Annotated in this window: 23 protein-coding genes; 18 read left to right on the top strand and 5 right to left on the bottom strand. The window is 61.3% G+C overall.

Translation table 11 applies throughout. From position 1 onward, the window contains the following. The first annotated feature begins 18 nt into the window (after positions 1–18). The 9 genes from gpW to AZF01_RS11025 are packed head-to-tail and all read left to right on the top strand — an operon-like array spanning position 19 to position 6,194. Positions 19–252, top strand: coding sequence for a gpW family head-tail joining protein (gene gpW, locus AZF01_RS11065; RefSeq protein WP_152534622.1), 234 nt, complete (start codon positions 19–21; stop codon positions 250–252). Further along, entirely contained in the window at positions 249–2,024 is a 1,776-nt protein-coding gene (locus tag AZF01_RS11060) for a phage portal protein (RefSeq protein ID WP_024709663.1), read from the top strand. The genes gpW and AZF01_RS11060 overlap by 4 nt, the downstream gene beginning before the upstream one ends. Then, positions 2,021–2,905, top strand: a complete 885-nt coding sequence (locus tag AZF01_RS11055; protein WP_024709664.1) for a S49 family peptidase — start codon at positions 2,021–2,023, stop codon at positions 2,903–2,905. The genes AZF01_RS11060 and AZF01_RS11055 overlap by 4 nt, the downstream gene beginning before the upstream one ends. A gap of 25 nt (positions 2,906–2,930) precedes the next feature. Further along, entirely contained in the window at positions 2,931–3,476 is a 546-nt protein-coding gene (locus AZF01_RS11050) for a hypothetical protein (RefSeq protein WP_024709665.1), read from the top strand. 5 nt (positions 3,477–3,481) lie between these two features. Then, entirely contained in the window at positions 3,482–3,838 is a 357-nt protein-coding gene (locus tag AZF01_RS11045; protein ID WP_024709666.1) for a head decoration protein, read from the top strand. A 41-nt stretch (positions 3,839–3,879) separates the two neighbouring features. Further along, complete coding sequence (locus AZF01_RS11040) at positions 3,880–4,911, top strand: major capsid protein (RefSeq protein ID WP_024709667.1); 1,032 nt, start codon at positions 3,880–3,882, stop codon at positions 4,909–4,911. 58 nt (positions 4,912–4,969) lie between these two features. Continuing rightward, positions 4,970–5,398 carry a hypothetical protein gene (locus AZF01_RS11035; RefSeq protein ID WP_024709668.1) on the top strand — a complete coding sequence of 143 codons (429 nt, stop codon included), beginning with the start codon at positions 4,970–4,972 and terminating at the stop codon, positions 5,396–5,398. Further along, complete coding sequence (locus AZF01_RS11030; RefSeq protein ID WP_036238117.1) at positions 5,395–5,730, top strand: hypothetical protein; 336 nt, start codon at positions 5,395–5,397, stop codon at positions 5,728–5,730. The genes AZF01_RS11035 and AZF01_RS11030 overlap by 4 nt, the downstream gene beginning before the upstream one ends. Further along, on the top strand, positions 5,730–6,194 hold the full coding sequence (locus tag AZF01_RS11025) for a hypothetical protein (protein ID WP_024709670.1): 465 nt from the start codon (positions 5,730–5,732) through the stop codon (positions 6,192–6,194). Before AZF01_RS11030 ends, AZF01_RS11025 begins: the two co-directional genes overlap by 1 nt. A gap of 30 nt (positions 6,195–6,224) precedes the next feature. Here the strand turns inward: AZF01_RS11025 and AZF01_RS11020 are convergent, their stop codons facing one another. Then, the gene (locus AZF01_RS11020; protein WP_024709671.1) at positions 6,225–7,034 is read right to left on the bottom strand and encodes a hypothetical protein; all 810 of its coding nucleotides are present in this window, start codon (positions 7,032–7,034) and stop codon (positions 6,225–6,227) included. Between the two features lie 135 nt (positions 7,035–7,169). Between AZF01_RS11020 and AZF01_RS11015 the strand changes: the two genes are divergently transcribed. The 9 genes from AZF01_RS11015 (at position 7,170) to AZF01_RS10975 (ending at position 12,613) form a co-directional block, all read left to right on the top strand. Continuing rightward, positions 7,170–7,421, top strand: coding sequence for a hypothetical protein (locus tag AZF01_RS11015; RefSeq protein WP_024709672.1), 252 nt, complete (start codon positions 7,170–7,172; stop codon positions 7,419–7,421). 28 nt (positions 7,422–7,449) lie between these two features. Then, positions 7,450–7,866 (top strand): phage tail tube protein, encoded by a 417-nt coding sequence (locus AZF01_RS11010; RefSeq protein WP_024709673.1) that lies wholly within the window; start codon positions 7,450–7,452, stop codon positions 7,864–7,866. Beyond that, positions 7,866–8,273 (top strand): hypothetical protein, encoded by a 408-nt coding sequence (locus AZF01_RS11005; protein ID WP_024709674.1) that lies wholly within the window; start codon positions 7,866–7,868, stop codon positions 8,271–8,273. The genes AZF01_RS11010 and AZF01_RS11005 overlap by 1 nt, the downstream gene beginning before the upstream one ends. A gap of 101 nt (positions 8,274–8,374) precedes the next feature. Continuing rightward, positions 8,375–8,500: a hypothetical protein gene (locus AZF01_RS24730; protein WP_371260635.1), complete on the top strand. Its 126-nt coding sequence runs from the start codon at positions 8,375–8,377 to the stop codon at positions 8,498–8,500. Beyond that, a complete protein-coding gene (locus AZF01_RS10995) occupies positions 8,497–10,419 on the top strand; it encodes a phage tail tape measure protein (RefSeq protein ID WP_024709676.1) in 1,923 nt (640 codons plus the stop codon). Before AZF01_RS24730 ends, AZF01_RS10995 begins: the two co-directional genes overlap by 4 nt. Then, the gene (locus tag AZF01_RS10990) at positions 10,419–10,766 is read left to right on the top strand and encodes a phage tail protein (RefSeq protein WP_024709677.1); all 348 of its coding nucleotides are present in this window, start codon (positions 10,419–10,421) and stop codon (positions 10,764–10,766) included. The genes AZF01_RS10995 and AZF01_RS10990 overlap by 1 nt, the downstream gene beginning before the upstream one ends. After that, the gene (locus tag AZF01_RS10985; protein ID WP_024709678.1) at positions 10,763–11,131 is read left to right on the top strand and encodes a hypothetical protein; all 369 of its coding nucleotides are present in this window, start codon (positions 10,763–10,765) and stop codon (positions 11,129–11,131) included. The genes AZF01_RS10990 and AZF01_RS10985 overlap by 4 nt, the downstream gene beginning before the upstream one ends. Beyond that, positions 11,128–11,883, top strand: a complete 756-nt coding sequence (locus tag AZF01_RS10980; RefSeq protein WP_024709679.1) for a phage minor tail protein L — start codon at positions 11,128–11,130, stop codon at positions 11,881–11,883. The genes AZF01_RS10985 and AZF01_RS10980 overlap by 4 nt, the downstream gene beginning before the upstream one ends. Before the next feature lie 13 nt (positions 11,884–11,896). Beyond that, positions 11,897–12,613, top strand: a complete 717-nt coding sequence (locus AZF01_RS10975; protein ID WP_024709680.1) for an NlpC/P60 family protein — start codon at positions 11,897–11,899, stop codon at positions 12,611–12,613. On the opposite strand, the gene AZF01_RS10970 is transcribed toward AZF01_RS10975, so the two are convergent. From AZF01_RS10970 to AZF01_RS10955, 4 genes are all read right to left on the bottom strand, one after another. After that, the gene (locus AZF01_RS10970) at positions 12,591–12,737 is read right to left on the bottom strand and encodes a hypothetical protein (protein WP_156484729.1); all 147 of its coding nucleotides are present in this window, start codon (positions 12,735–12,737) and stop codon (positions 12,591–12,593) included. The two genes, AZF01_RS10975 and AZF01_RS10970, sit on opposite strands and share 23 nt — an antisense overlap. Positions 12,738–13,763: 1,026 nt before the next feature. Continuing rightward, positions 13,764–13,943 carry a hypothetical protein gene (locus tag AZF01_RS23995; protein WP_152534623.1) on the bottom strand — a complete coding sequence of 60 codons (180 nt, stop codon included), beginning with the start codon at positions 13,941–13,943 and terminating at the stop codon, positions 13,764–13,766. 49 nt (positions 13,944–13,992) lie between these two features. Continuing rightward, on the bottom strand, positions 13,993–14,289 hold the full coding sequence (locus AZF01_RS10960) for a HigA family addiction module antitoxin (RefSeq protein WP_024709683.1): 297 nt from the start codon (positions 14,287–14,289) through the stop codon (positions 13,993–13,995). A gap of 215 nt (positions 14,290–14,504) precedes the next feature. Further along, complete coding sequence (locus AZF01_RS10955) at positions 14,505–14,897, bottom strand: type II toxin-antitoxin system HicB family antitoxin (RefSeq protein ID WP_024709684.1); 393 nt, start codon at positions 14,895–14,897, stop codon at positions 14,505–14,507. Positions 14,898–14,905: the final 8 nt, after the last annotated feature.

The raw sequence follows: 14,905 nt of genomic DNA, 5'->3' as shown, positions 1-14,905 counted from the left end.
GAGAACAGGACGGACATCATGCTTTCGACAGACGAACGGCTGACGCTGGAAACCCGGCTCGGCGAGGCGAAGCTTGCGCTTCACAGGCTGGAGATCGGCCAGAGCGCGGTGACGCTGTCCTATGACGGGGAGAGCGTCACATACTCGGGCGCCGATCGATCATCGCTGCGCGCCTATATCCGCGATCTCGAAACGAAGCTGGGCTTTCGCCGGTCATCGCGGCCGCGCGGGCGGGGAGTGATCTTCGGATGACAGTGGAAATTCTTGGACCGGACAGCCGGCCGCTTGCCGCCGATGTGCGCAATGCCGCCCGCCTGCAGGCTGCCCGCAACCGGCAGATGGCCGCGACCGTGTCGGGCGAGACCGTGACGCGGGCAGCCTATCAGGGCGCCTCCTACGATCACCCGAGCTTTGCCGGCTGGAAGGCCGGCAATTATTCGGGCCAGTCGGCGCTTTCCGTCTCGCGTTCGACGCTGGTCGATCGCCTCAACGATGTAGCGCGCAATGACGGCTGGGGTGCTGCCGGGACCTCTCGCCTTGTCGACAATATCATTGGCGCCGGCTGGAAGCTTGCGGCCCGGCCGAACCATACAACGCTGGGCCTCACCTTCGACCAGGCCGAGGCAATCGCAACGCAGATCGAGGGGCTTTGGCGGGATTATACCCAGGACGTCGACATGTGGTGCGACGCCGAGCGGACGAAGAACATGGCCGGCATTCTCGGCCTTGCCGCGCGCAATCGGTTCGGGCCGGAAGGCGAGAGCTTTGCCGTCATCGTCTGGCAGGAGGATGCGCCGCTGTTTTCCACGGCGGTGCATATGATCGATCCCGCCCGGTGTTCGAACCCGAAGGGCATGCTCGACAGCGAGTTTCTGCGCGATGGCGTTGCCATTGACGGTTACGGTGCGCCGGTCGGCTATCACTTCCGCAAAAGCCATCCGGGCGATGTCTATGCCGGCAACACCAAACTCTGGTCCTGGGAATATGTGTCCCGGTCGACCGAATGGGGCCGTCCGGTCGTGGTTCATGCCTTCGATCCGAAACGGCCGGGCATGACGCGGGGGGCTTCCGACTGGGCGCCGATCATGCGTTCCATCAAGCAATCGACGGATTACGAGGATTTTGAAAGTCAGGCGGCGATGCTGAATGCGATCATGGCCGCCTTCATCGAAACCCCGTTCGATCCCGAAGAGATGATGGCAGCGCTCGATGCCGATGGCGGCGAGGGCGCGCTTGGCAGGATCTATGGCGAGATGTCGGAAGCCCAGAAGGCTTATTATGGCGCCGCACCGATCAGCCTGCCGGGTGTCCGGGTCAATACGCTGCTTCCCGGCGAAAAGGCCAATCTGACCAAACCGGAGCATCCGAATGCGAACTTCGAGGTGTTCGTCAATGCGGCCCTTCGCAAGATCGCCTCCGCCGTGGGGCTCACCTATGAGCAGCTGACGATGGACTGGAGCCAGGTGAACTATTCCTCGGCGCGGGCGGCGCTTCTGGAAATCTGGCGCGGGTTCACGGCCAAGAAGAGCAGTTTTGCCGCCCAGTTCATGGCGCCGATCTATCGGGCCTGGTTGGAGGAAGTCTTTGACAAGGGGCTGATCGACCTGCCGGCAGGCGCAGTTGCCTTTGAGGAAAACCCGGCCGCCTGGTGTCACGCCGACTGGATCGGTCCCGGGCGCGGCTGGATCGATCCGTTGAGAGAGGCGCAAGCTGCCGGGGAACGGCTCGATCGGAAGCTGACGACGTTGCAGCAGGAATCGGCCGAACAGGGCCGGGACTGGAAGATGGATGCCGACCAGTTGGCCCGCGAGGCTCGCTACTATCGCAGCCTCGGGCTGAAGCATCCGGCAGAAATGGACAACGGCAGAACCGGCCAAGATGGCGGACCGTCATTGGATGATGCCGACCAGGACACGGAAATCGAGGAAGGCGTCAACGGCCGAAGCGGCAGCAGTCGCGGGGCGGGGCGCTCGGCCCGAAGTCACCCGCTCGGCATTCCGCAGATCGGAAGGCAGCCACGATGAACTATCCCGAAATCGCCAGCCGCATGTTCAACACGCCGCTGATGCTGCAGCCGGCCAAGGCCGACACCATCGCCCGGGCCTTTGCTCCGCGTGTCCTCGGCCTGCCGGAAGAGAATGCGGGCCAGATGGGGCTGATCGGCGAGAAGATCAGGACCGATGTCAATGATTGGGGCGAGAAGACCTATCGCGGTGTTGATCGCCCGATGGATGGCATCGGCCTGATCGAGATCGAGGGCTCGCTGGTCAACAAGGGCCGTTGGATCGGCAAATCCTGCGGCATGACCTCCTATGAGGGGATCGGCATTCTGGCCGATGACTGCCGGGCGGACGACAGCATCCGCGCCGTTGTCATCGAGGTCGACAGTTTTGGCGGCGAGGTGACGGGCGCCTTCGATTGCGCGGAAAAGCTCTTCGAGCTGTCGCAGGTCAAGCCGACGATCGCGGTGCTGACGGATCATGCCTGTTCAGCCGGTTACCTTCTGGCCTCGGCGGCCCGGCAGATCGTGTTGCCATCGACCGGGCTTTGCGGCTCGATCGGCGTCGTCTCGGTTCATGTCGATGTCAGCGGCTGGCTGAAGAAGGAAGGGCTGAATGTCACCATCCTGAAGGCAGGCGCCCACAAGGCCGATCTCAACCCTTATGAGGCCATCCCCGAGGATGTGCTGGCGCGCGAGCTTTCCGAGCTGGAAGAGCTGCGCGTCGAATTTGCCGAGACGGTTGCCCGGTATCGTGCCGGGCGGCTTTCGAAAGACCAGGCGCTTGCCACGGAGGCGGGCGTCTATCGCGGCGCAAAGGCGGTATCGGCAGGACTTGCCGATGCCGTGGCGCGTCCCTCGCAGGTGCTTGCCGCCTTCGGGGCTGAACTGGGCCGTGCGGCCTGAACCCTCAACGACCAAGGATATCGATATGTCGAATGTCACGCGCGGCCTGTCCGCAAGCGTGCTCGCCGCCATGCGCGGCGGCAGGGCCGGAAACCGGATGGAAGACGATCCGGAAAAGGAAAACCCGGAGGAAGAGCTCGAAAACGAGAAGAAGGAACCCGAAGCCGAGACGGACGATCCTGAAGAGGAGGCTGCAGGCGAGGGCGCACCCGGCGATGATCCCGAGCGCAAGGACGAAAAGCCGGTCTCGGCGAACGCATCCGCCCGCGCAGATGAACGCTCCCGGATCCAGGCGATCCTGACGCATCCGAAGGCCTCGGCCAATGCCGAGCTTGCCGGTCATCTGGCGTTCTCGACGGCCTATTCGGCGAAGGAAGCGAGCGCGATCCTGAATGCCTCGACACCGTCGGCGGCCACGGGCGGCCATCGCCTTGCCGATCGCATGGCGGGCAAGACCCCGAAGCTCGGCGCCGGCGGCGCACCTTCTGCGCAGTCTGAACGCAAATCGCTGCTGGCAGCTGTCGGCGGCGCCATCAATGCGCGGCATGGCCGCCGCAACACTGGAGAGTGAGACCCATGGAAACGGCAAGCTTTGCCCCCAATGACCTGATCGTCGGCGACGTTCCGGTCGTGACCCGCACCGTCACCATCGCCAGCGGCCAGGATCTGAAGCGCGGCGCGGTGCTCGGAGAAATCACGGCGAACAGCAAGCATGTGCTGTCGCGCGCCGCCGCCAATGACGGATCGGAAGAGCCCGCCTGCATTCTCGCCTTCGATGTCGATGCCTCGGGCGGCGATGTCGAGGCGCAGGCCTATTTTGGCGCGGCCGTTGACGCCGCAAAGCTCGACCTTGGTGCCGGCCATGATGCGGCAAGCGTCGAAGAGGCCTTCCGCCGCAAGGGTGCTGCCCTCTTCGTGCGCAGGCTCGACTGAGGCTTTCCCGCCCTCCCTGAAACAAACAGAAAATCAATGCCATGAGCGACCTTCTTCTCAATACGGCGGAACTGGTGACGGTTCTGCCGCCGCGCGACCGGCCGGAAGCCTTTCTGCGCAACCGCTATTTTGCCACCACGGTTCTCTCCGAACAGGAGGAAATCGTCTTCGACCGGATCCTGCCCGATCGCGAGCTCGCCCCCTTCGTGCACCCGGACGTGCCGGGCAAGGATGCGGCCAATCGCGGCTTTACGGCGACCAGCCTGAAGCCGGCCTATGTGAAGCCCCAGAACACGCTGCGCCCCTCCGGCAATCTGATCCGCATGCCGGGCGAACAGCTTGCCGGCGCGGTCTCGCCCGAGCAGCGCTATGCCTACAACATCGCCCAGATCCTCGACGACCAGGACATGCGCATCACAAGGCGCGAGGAGCTGATGTGTTCGGAAGTCCTGCGCACGGGCCGCGTGATTGTCGAGGGTGAGAACTATCCGACGCAGACGGTCAATTACCAGCGCGCCGCAGAACTCACCATCGCGCTTTCCGGCGCTGCCCGCTGGGGCGAGAGCGGCGTCGATCCGTATGACGATATCGAGGACTGGATCGATCTTCTGGCGATCACCGATGGCTTTACCGCCCGCGAGGTGACGCTTGGCCCGGGGGCGGCAACGCTGCTGAAGCGGTCCGAACGCTTCCAGAAGATGCTCGACAATCGCCGGCAGGCCTCCGGCTCGATGGAGTTCGGCCCGGTCTCGACGGGCGCCGAAGGCAAATATTCGGCCGTCCTCGGTCAGATCGGGGAGATCACCTTCCTGCAGTATTCGCAAGGGTTCACCGCCGGCGGCGTCAAGCGCAATTTCTGGCCAAGCTATGGTGTGGGCATTCTCGATCCGCAGGGCTTCATGGGCCACTTCGGCTATGGCGCCATTCTGGACGATCAGGCGCTCGTGCCGATGGAGCGCTTCCCGGACATGTGGCGGGAGAAGAACCCCTCCCGCACCATCCTGCAGACGCAGGCAGCGCCGCTGCCGATCGCGCCGGAACCGAATGCCAGCCTGTTTGCGCTCGTGCGCTGATCAGGACCGGGCGGCGTAAAGCCGCCCGCCTTAACCAGACAATCACGGAGCAAAAACAATGGCAACAACGAGAAAGTTCAACACGACGGTGAAGATCGGTGGCAAGACCTATGCGCCCGGCGAGGATGTGCCGGTCTCGAAGGGCGGCCTGAGCGAGGCCGATGCCGACAATCTAGAGAGCGTGTTTGGCAAGTGGCGTAAAGAGGTCGACACGGTAGTCGATAAACGCATCACCGCGCTGATAGAAGAGCGGGATGCGCTCGCCGATCGCGTCGCGGCCCTGACCAAAGAACGCGATGCGCTGGCTGCGAAAACCGATGGCAGCGAGGGCCTCGCCGAACTGACCGAAAAGCTGGAGGCCGTCACCGAAGAGCGCGATCAGCTTGCCGAGGACAATGCCACCCTGGCCGACGAGTTGAAGAAACTTCAGGCGGCGGCCGATGACAGCAAGTCGGACGGGGACGACACGGCGAAGGACAAGACATGAGGATCGACCGCCCGGCGATCTTTGCCGGCATGGGCGAGGCCTTCGCCGGCACGTTCGGCAATGTCGATTGCCGCTTCACCATTGCCGGCGTCGGGCTTCCGGATCCGGTGCGCGGCATCCTGCGGCAGAAGCGCGAGCTCGAGCTTGCCGATGAATTCGGCCGGCAGGATGTCGAGGCCATCACCCATGTTCTGTCCGTACCAGTATCCGGGCTTGAAGAGCTCGAAGGCGAGCGCGACAGCGTCGCGATCGATGGCACGACTTACGGGATCCGCAATGTCACCGATGACGGGCGCGCCATGCTGAAAATCTGGCTGCGAGGCGATATCTGATGCCGCATCTTCGTACGCAAATCTTCGATGCGATCCTCGCCCGGCTTTCCGCCATTCCGGAGTTTGCCGGAGACGGCAAGGTGAAACGGGCGCGCACCAACGCCATCCGCGAGAGCCTGCTGCCGGCGCTGACCGTCACCTGGGCCGAGCATCAGGAGACAGCGGAAATCCGGCCCTGCGCCGGGCCCAACGGCGAGGTTGGCTATGACCGGCGCCTGCCGATCGACGTGATCGCGCACTTCCATGCCGAGGAGCCGGATATCGAATTTGACCGGATCGCCGTGCTGGTCGAGGCCGCGCTCGGAGGGGCGGTTAAGCTCGACGGATTGGTGATCGAACTGACGCTGTCGGAAAGCCGCAGCTTTATCGATCGCGCAACCGGGATTGCGCTTGGGGTCGGAGCGCTGACCTTTGTGGCGGAGTATACGACCGTGGCGATCAATCCGACAGTTTTGCCAGTATAGGAAATGCGGGCGGATATTGCCTGCGCGGCCCTACACGGGTTTCGTCGGCTCGTCCGTACCGAAAATCTGTCTGCAATAATAGTGGACCTTGGCTAGCTGCCTTCCTGCCCGGTTGTCTTCGTAGGCCTGCGTGGCGTCTTTGAGGTGCCAGTAAGGTTTCGTCGTCTGGTGGGCAGTGGGGTGTACTGCTCGGCTGAAGCGATCCGTGAAACCAGCTTTTTCCAGCATGTGCGCGGCGGTATTACCCAATGCGAGGATATGCGTCGGAGAAACCCTTGCAACCTCGTCTTGCAGCACCTCCCGGCAGAGATCGTCCAGCGCCTTGTCCCGCGCGACCACGTTCTTTCCAGCGAATATTTTGTACGCATCCGTCAACCACACTTCGTAGCCGGCCTCAACGCAGGACCGGACGAGCTGCCAGATGATAGGATAATGCCTGTAGCTGTGTCGGAAACGCTCATTATCGATGCCGAAGAAGGTTCCCACTGTCACCTGGCCCGGAGCATCGTCTTTCTTTCTCAGAGGATCTTGGGCGCAAAGAACGATGCGGCCGCAGCTTGGCTTTCTGGGAGAGATCAGGCACGGAAGATCATAGCCGATCGTACGGTCCTGGTATGGAGCCAGAAGCGAAGCGAGTTCTTTCGAAGGCCTGATCTCCGGCATTTTTCGGTCATTCGTGTGCCCGTGATAAAAGTCATTTCGAAGACCTTCCGAAACGCGGTTCAATTCATCAAATGAGAAAAGCCTCGTTTGCGATTGTATTGCGTCGGCCCAATTGGCCTCATTGAAGAGCAGGTCACCGTCAAAGACGGGGCTAACTGGTTCGGACATTTCTTTCATTTGCTTCTCTATCAGTGGTTTCGGCAAAGGGGGCTACACAAAGCAGCTTTCCTTGCTGGCATTTACTGCTGCGAACTTCAACCTCAACGAGCCGTTTCTTTTGTTGCCATGAGACGGCGAGCAAGGAGCTCTTCTATGAACCCCACTTCCAAAGAGGGCGGTCTCGACCAGCCCTTCTGGTTCGGCGCGCCTGTCGTGCCGGATGACCATGCCGATCTGCCGCAGGCCTCGACGCTCTATCTGGGCGCGGAGGGCGACATTTGCGGCGTGACCCTGGGCGGCACGGAAGTGACGCTGAAGAACCATCCCATCGGCTATGTGCTGGGCGTTTTTGTCCGCGTCAAAGAAACCGGCACGACGGCCGGAAACATCGTTGCGCTCTGGTGAGCGCTTTTCTTCCCGAAAGGAATTTGCCATGGCACTGGGCCGCGAACTGATCATCAAGCGCAAGAACGACGCGACGGAGGAGTTCGAGATCGTCTGCGTTGTCGAGCAGCGCTCGCTCAACATCAACAATGAGGAAGTGGATACGACGAAGCCGGACTGCGACAATCCGGGCGGCGTGCTGCACTATTCCTCGATCGGCGGCGTCCAGTCCGTGCGCTGGTCCGGCTCGGGCGCCTATGTGAGTTCGGCAACGCAGACGCTGGTTCTGGACGATGTGCTGAACCAGCGGAAGGCAGAATATCAGGTCACGGTGCCCTCTGTGGGAACGTTCGAGGGATTGATGACCATGCTGTCGGCGAACTTCCAGGGGGACAAGACTGGCGAGCTCACCTGCGACCTGGCTGGTGTCTTCCAGCAGGACGTCGCCTTTGCGGCAGCAGCCTGATGAGCGCCTTCGCCAATGAACTGCGCGGCGAGGCGGCGGTGACGATCGGCAGCGAGAGCTTTGTCGTCGCCGTCACCTTTGCCGGTCTGATGCGCCTGTCGCAGGCCATCGGCGCGCGCACGATGGACGAGATCTATCAGCGCCTGCTCGGTTTCGAGCCCTTCGCGGTCTCCTGTGCAATCCGCTGCCTTGCCGTTGCCGACAGCGACGAGGGCAGGGCCGCGCTTGCCGCCCGGGTGCTGTCGGGCAAGAATATCTCGGCTGCCGACCAGGCAAACTGGCGCATCGGCATCGAACATGCGCTGACCGCCCATATCGAGGCCGGCAATGCGCTGCGCGAAACCTCTTCGCCGCTGGAAGACGTGGAGGCGGCCGTCACCGGAAAAAAGCCTCAGACGGCGTCCTGATTGCCGATCACGTCAGGACGTTGTTCGAGCTTGCGGTGTCCTCCGAACGGATCCACTGGACGCCGGCCACCTTCTGGGCAGCGACGCCTTCAGAACTTGTCATGGCGATTGCCGGCGTGACGGGCAAGTCCGCGCAGGCATCGCCTGTCAGCCGCACGCGGATCCGCGAGATCGTCGCGGACCACGGCCCCCAAAAGTCCATTCGTCAGAGAGCTAAGCGAAGATGAGCAGACCGGATATTCCCGTCACGATCGGCGCCGATGATCGCGAATTCAGAACCGCGATGACGCGGGTCCGGATGCAGGCGCGCACCGCTGCCAACGATACGGCAAGCTCGTTCCTGTCGATCCGGAAGAAGATCGGCGGTCTGGACGGCATCTTCGGGGCGTTGCGCGGCGGCCCGGCCGGCCTTGCCGCCTCGCTTGGGCTTGGCGTGATCGTCAGCGAAACGCAGAAGGCCGTCGATGCTGTGGCGGATCTCGGCAAGGCGGCAAAGACCGCCGGTGTCGACTTCGAGGCGTTCCAGGAGCTTCGTTATGCGGCCGTCAAGAATCGTATCGAGCTCAGCGCTTTGACCGACGGCCTGAAGGAAATGCAGCTTCGGGCCGATGAATTCGTCAAGACCGGCGGCGGGTCTGCGGCCGAGTCCTTTAAGCGTCTGGGCCTTTCCGCCCGACAGCTCACCCGCATGCTGGAAGACCCGGCCGCGATGTTCGAAACGCTGATCGGCAAGATCCGCGAACTCGACAGGGCAGCACAGATCCGGGTTCTGGACGAGATCTTCGGCGGCACGGCGGCGGAGGAATTTACGTCGCTGATGGACGATGCCGGCCAGAGCATCTCGGATGCCCGGGAAGAGGCACGGGACATGGGCGCGGTGATGGATGACGAGCTTCTGCAACAGGCGGAGGACATCAACGCCGAATGGGAAACCATGGCGCTGATCATCGGCACCAATGTCAAAGGGGCGCTGGTCGATATCGGCGGGTTGATCAGCGGCCTGATCGGCAAGATGCAGGACCTGAGCTCTGCCATCCAGAATGCGCGGGTGGGGCTGCGTGCGGCCGAAGCCGGCGCCAAAATGGGCGCCATGGCCGGAGATCCGATCCTGCTCGATCCGGTCGATGTGACAACCGGCTATGACATGGCGGCCGATTATGCGGACTATAATGCCGGCCGCGAAATCCTCGAGCAGAAGCTTGCCGCCAACCGGGAGGTGACGGCGGAACTGCAACGGCAGAACGGCCTGACCTCGGACCAGCTCGCGCTGGAAAAGGAAATGGCCGCCGTCCGCAAAATCTACGAGGAGGCGGGCGGCGCGCCGACAAAGGAAATGGTGCGTGCCCAGGCCGAGGCCCGGCTTGCGGCCAAGACCTCGCGCCGCAGCAGCGGGAAATCCGGCGGCGGCGGTGGCTCGGCTTCCGCTGCGGTCGATCGCGAACGCGAAGCTGTCGAAAAGCTCATTCAGGCGCTGCAGGACGAACTGCGGATGACCGAGATGACGGCGGACCAGAAGAAGGTCTTCGAAAACCTCCGCCGCGCCGGCACGGCCGCGACCGATAGCGAAAAAGCCTCGATCCGGGAACTGACATTTGCGATCGAGGAGCAGAAGCACAAGCAGGAAGCCGCCGCCGATACGGCCGAATTCTTCCGCGATACGGCCCGCGACAGCTTTCTGGCGCTGATCCCGGCAATCGAGACTGGCAATGCCGCGCTCGACAGCATGATCAACAAGCTGATCGAGGCGGCAGCGCAAGCCGCGCTCTTCGGCGACGGTCCGCTTGGCGGCTTGTTGGATGGCGGGCTTCTTGGCGGCTTCCTGCCGGCCCATGCCACGGGCACAAACTTCACCCAGGGCGGTATGGCGCTGGTCGGCGAGCGCGGTCCGGAGATTTTGAAACTGCCGCGCGGCGGCGAGATCATTCCCAATCACCGGCTTGGGGCGGTCAGTTCTTCGTCGTCTTCGGGTTCGGTGATCAGCTCGGTCAGCATTGGCGATATCAACGTCTCGGTTCCGGAGGACACGGATCCGAAGGATGCCGTGGCGATGGGGAAGGAATTCCGCAAACAGATCGACGCCGTCGTCGACAGGCGGCTTCAGGAAAACGCCCGGGCGCGGGGCATGCTTGCAGGAGGGCCGTTCTGATGGCCGAAAAGTTCGAACCGCCGGCATGCCCGGCCATCACCAGCACGAAATCGGTCGAGCTGCGCACGCTGGAAAGCCGCTTCGGCGACGGATACAGCCAGCGCAGCGGTGACGGGCTCAACACAACGGGTGTGACCTTCAATGCGACGTGGCCCGGCCTGACGCTGGACGAGGCCGACCGGATCGAAAGCTTCTTCCTGTCGCTTCGCGGCTTTCATGCTTTTGAATGGAAGCTGCCACGCGACAAGGAAACAAGGCTTTATCGCTGCAAGTCCTGGACAAGAACCGGGGCAGGCGGCGCCCATGACACGATCAACGCGACCATCGAAAGGGTCTTCGACCTATGACGGAGCTGAAAGTCTATGACGCCACGGGCGTCCAGCGCCCGATTGCCGCCGAGACCAATCCGGACGGTTCGATCAGCCCGCGCCATGGCTTCTCAACCGAGGCGGCGGCACTGGTGGAGGCCGTTCGCGATGCGGTGGAGATCGTGACGCCCGCGCGCCGGCATAGGGCGGTGACGCCATCCGATGACGCGGTACTGGAGGATGTGCTCTCGGTCTTTGTCGGCTTCGGCGGCGCGATTGCGATCGAGGCAGGCGGCGGCGTGGCCGTCTATCACTGCCAGAGCGGCACGCTTCTGCCGGTTGCCGCCCACAAGGTGCTGGCGACGGGCACGACGGCTTCCGAGATCGTGGCGCTGGTCAAATGACGGGATCGCATTATGGCACGATGCTGGTTGTCGAGCAGGCGGGAAACGGCCTGTCGCAAACAGCGCAGGGGCTGGTGAGCGATGACATCATTCACCTTTACGAGCTCGACGCCTCCGTGATCGGCGGCGGCATTTATCGCTTTACGTCTTCGGCTTTTGAGGAAGCGCCGGTGTCCTTTGGCGGCAATATCTATTCGCCGACGCCGATCGAGACCGATGGCTGGGAGATGTCGTCGCAGGGGACCATGCCGCGTCCGACGCTGAAGGTCGCCAATGTCTCCGGTGTGTTGTCGGCCGTGGTCAATGAGTTCGGCGATCTGGTCGGCGCGACCTTTCGAAGGATCCGCACCTTCCGGCGGTTTCTGGACGGGATGGAGGATGCGGATCCGGACGCGCATTTCCCCGTCGATGTCTATCGGATCGAGCAGAAGACCAACCAGAACCGGGTCTATATCGAGTGGACCTTGGCCGCCGCCATCGATCAGCAGGGGCGCAAACTGCCCGGCCGGCAGGTGATCCAGAGCGCCTGCACGCATACCTATCGTCGCTTCGATCCGGAAACCGGCTCGTTCGACTACTCGAGGGCCACATGCCCCTATGCGGGCTCGGCCTGTTTTGATGCGAAGGGCAATGCGGTTTCGGCGTCGGAGGATCGCTGCAGCAAGCTTCTGCAATCGGGTTGCGTCAAGCGCTTCGGCCATGGCGATCTGCCGACCCGGGCCTTTCCCGGCGTTGGCCGGGCTAATACCTGAAGGATAAGCAATCATGTTTGGTGATGATGTCGCCCGGGCGGCCCGGGCGCATGCACTTGCGGCATGGCCGGAAGAGGCCTGTGGCATGGTGTCCGGTGGTCGCTATATCCGCACCAAAAACATCGCGGCCGATCGCGAAAACGGCTTCGAAATGCCGGCCGAGACCTGGCTGAAATTCCAGCCGGAAGCGGTCATTCACAGCCACAATGCAAAAGCGCATCCGCACTGGCCGTCAAAAGCCGATATGGACAGTCAGATCACGGCGAATATCCCGTTTGGTGTCGTGAGCTGCGATGGCGAGGTGACGACGCCCATTCTCTGGTGGGGCGATCATTGCCTGGATGCGCCGCTGACGGGCCGGTCCTTCGTGCCGGGCGTGTTCGACTGCTACGGGCTGGTGCGCAGCTGGTACTGGCAGGAACGCGGCATCCGTCTTCCGGACTTCGCCCGCTCGAAAAACTGGTGGGAGAAGGGCGAAAACCTGCTTGCCGATCATTTCGAGGAGGCAGGCTTCCGGACGGTCGATGCCGCGCAAGCCCGGCCGGGCGATGTGTTCTTCATGCGGCTTGTGTCCAAGGTGCCGTGTCATTCCGGTATTCTGCTCGCGGATGGCCTTTGCCTGCATCACCTCGACGGGCGGCTGTCACGGCGCGAGCCGATTGGGCCGTGGCTGAAGCGGGTGACGCATTGGGTGCGTTATGTCGGTTCTAATACTCTTCATTATCGCTGATTGGCACGCACGCGTGAGCGACCAACCAATCCTCGAGCATGAGCGTGATGGCCTCCTCGCGCGTCATAGGGCCGTCGAGATGCAACCCTTCATCGGTAGCGAACTGATCGATTGCATCGATCATCCACCGCTCTGCCCGAAACGTCACGGCTTCCCACTTTTGCTCTTCTGAAGGCATCGGGTTCTCTGTGTTGTTCCAATGATATATGCGCGGAAAGGTAGCAGAGGTGTTGGCTTCGGTCTACAAGTTCGATTTGCACGGTGTGGAAGAAACGGAACTGCGCACTGGATTGGTTCGTCGACGCCTAGTCATTGCTTTGCTTTTTGAGCGGTAAGCTCCGCTGACCGATTGGCGAGACACGTCTGACCAGCTCCAAAGCCTCTTTCCGCGTAAGTGTACTGTCCGAAAGTCCTTTGCAGTCATCAGACCAGACCTTGATCGAATTCAACATTGCGAGCCGTTTTTGAGCCCTGGCGATCGCTAGCTCATCTTCCTCAGTAGGCATAGGAATCTCGATGTTTTGGAAGGTCTAGCCGATCGGGCCGTGGTAGTGGCGGGTGACGCATGGGTGAGCATGTCCGGGGCGTGACAAACTAAGGAAGCGAAAGCACAACCCTAGACAAGACAAAGATGCAAACAAGAATGAAAATTACCCAACTGACCGAGCGATTGCGCCAAGGGGTTGGTTGAAAACACTGAGAGCATGCCTTGCTTCCGAAGCGCAATCTATGGCCGCAGTATTTGCAATGAATGATTCTGAAGCTCATAATATTAACTCAACAATCGATGTATTTGAAAATGAATTTCAAGATCGCCAGATGCGAAACTGTCTCAATGCTACGCTATATAGATTTCGAACAAGGGTAGAAAAATAATCTGTTCAGATTTCATTCGAATGATTGATCAACTGGAATTCCAGCGATGACATTCTGCGTTGTAGCTATTTCGCTATTTTAATCGATATCTGACGTTTTTATAGAGCTATAGGTTGGTTTTATCTGATCGTGTCTGCCGCTAAATTGATCATCGATCACTTTGCACGAAACATCAAGAGTCTCTTCTGATGGCTTCGGCTTTCAATGCTCCGCAAAATCCACCTCCACCCCGCCCGTCAGATCGACGATTACAGCGCCGGGAAACTCAGCTCTGCTATGCAGAATGTCGCTCTTCGCGCAGATAGCGCACGGCGAGGTCGACCGTCTTTTTCCGGCCGTCGTCGAACCGAACGATCAGTTTGCGGCCCTCGCGCGGCTCGATGGCTGCAAGGCGCGGGAGCCTGCGGCCGACCGAAACGACGTCGTCATCACGGATCGAGGCGGTTCCCATCACTTGTGATTTGTTCCTTCGGTTCGGGTTTGTTCAAAGCGCTCAGATCAGTCTAGGCCGCTTCGATCTCCGGGATTTTGTCGAGCTCGGCCTTCATGGCTGCGGCTTGTGTCTTCAGGTCGTAGCTTGCCTGCATGTGCATCCAGAATTCGGGGCTCGTGCGAAAGTATTTTGCAAGCTTGAGCGCAAGCTCCGCAGAAATCGGAGTGGCCTCTTTTATAAGCAGATCAATATCTTCAGATGGGACCTTCAGGGTGCTGGCGAGTTGGCTCGGATCAATCTCGAATGGAACGAGGTACTCTTCGCGAAGGATTTCGCCGGGATGCACGGCGGGTAACTTACTGTCCATGGTCTTGCTCCCTCAACCATTTCGGCAATTGACCAGTGAGTTAAGTTCGTCAGACATCTCGTGATGCCAGATAGCTAAGCCGAATCCCGGTGGAGTCAATTACCAACGACGACAGGAGCATGCTGCCGATCATGAGTTCAAGACTGTCCGGTGGGACGGCGGCATATACCAGGATGGCGAAAAGGGTGATCCGTTGGGTGCGATACCGGGGTTAATCAGCCTGCGATTTCGCGGCGTGCTAGATCGGCGAGAAACGCGGATCGCGTCAGACCGTGCGCTTTTGCATACTGATCGACCGCGCTCAGGAGGCCTGCGTCCATGGTGATGTTGGCCTTGGTGGTTCTGCCGCTCAATCGGATGAAGGGCACGGCCAGCAGAAAGGCGCCCTCGGCCAGATCACGTGCCACGTCGCTATCAGCGCGAACGGCATCGAGTGAGCGCGCTTCGGGCAGCTCCTCGCCTTCCAGGTGGAGCGCAAGCGCTTCGCTTGCATTGGCCAGAAGATCATTCATGTCGTCGGCTGCCGAGAAGCAGCCGGGCACGTCCGGAAAGTGCAAACCAAAAGCGCTGTCGCCTTCCTGATGAACCACTGCAATGTAGTAATGCATGGCGCTTT

The organism is Martelella sp. AD-3 (assembly GCF_001578105.1).
Classification (GTDB): domain Bacteria; phylum Pseudomonadota; class Alphaproteobacteria; order Rhizobiales; family Rhizobiaceae; genus Martelella.
The sequence above is the reverse complement of the archived record's forward strand: the minus strand, read 5'-3'. Positions and strand labels throughout refer to the sequence as shown.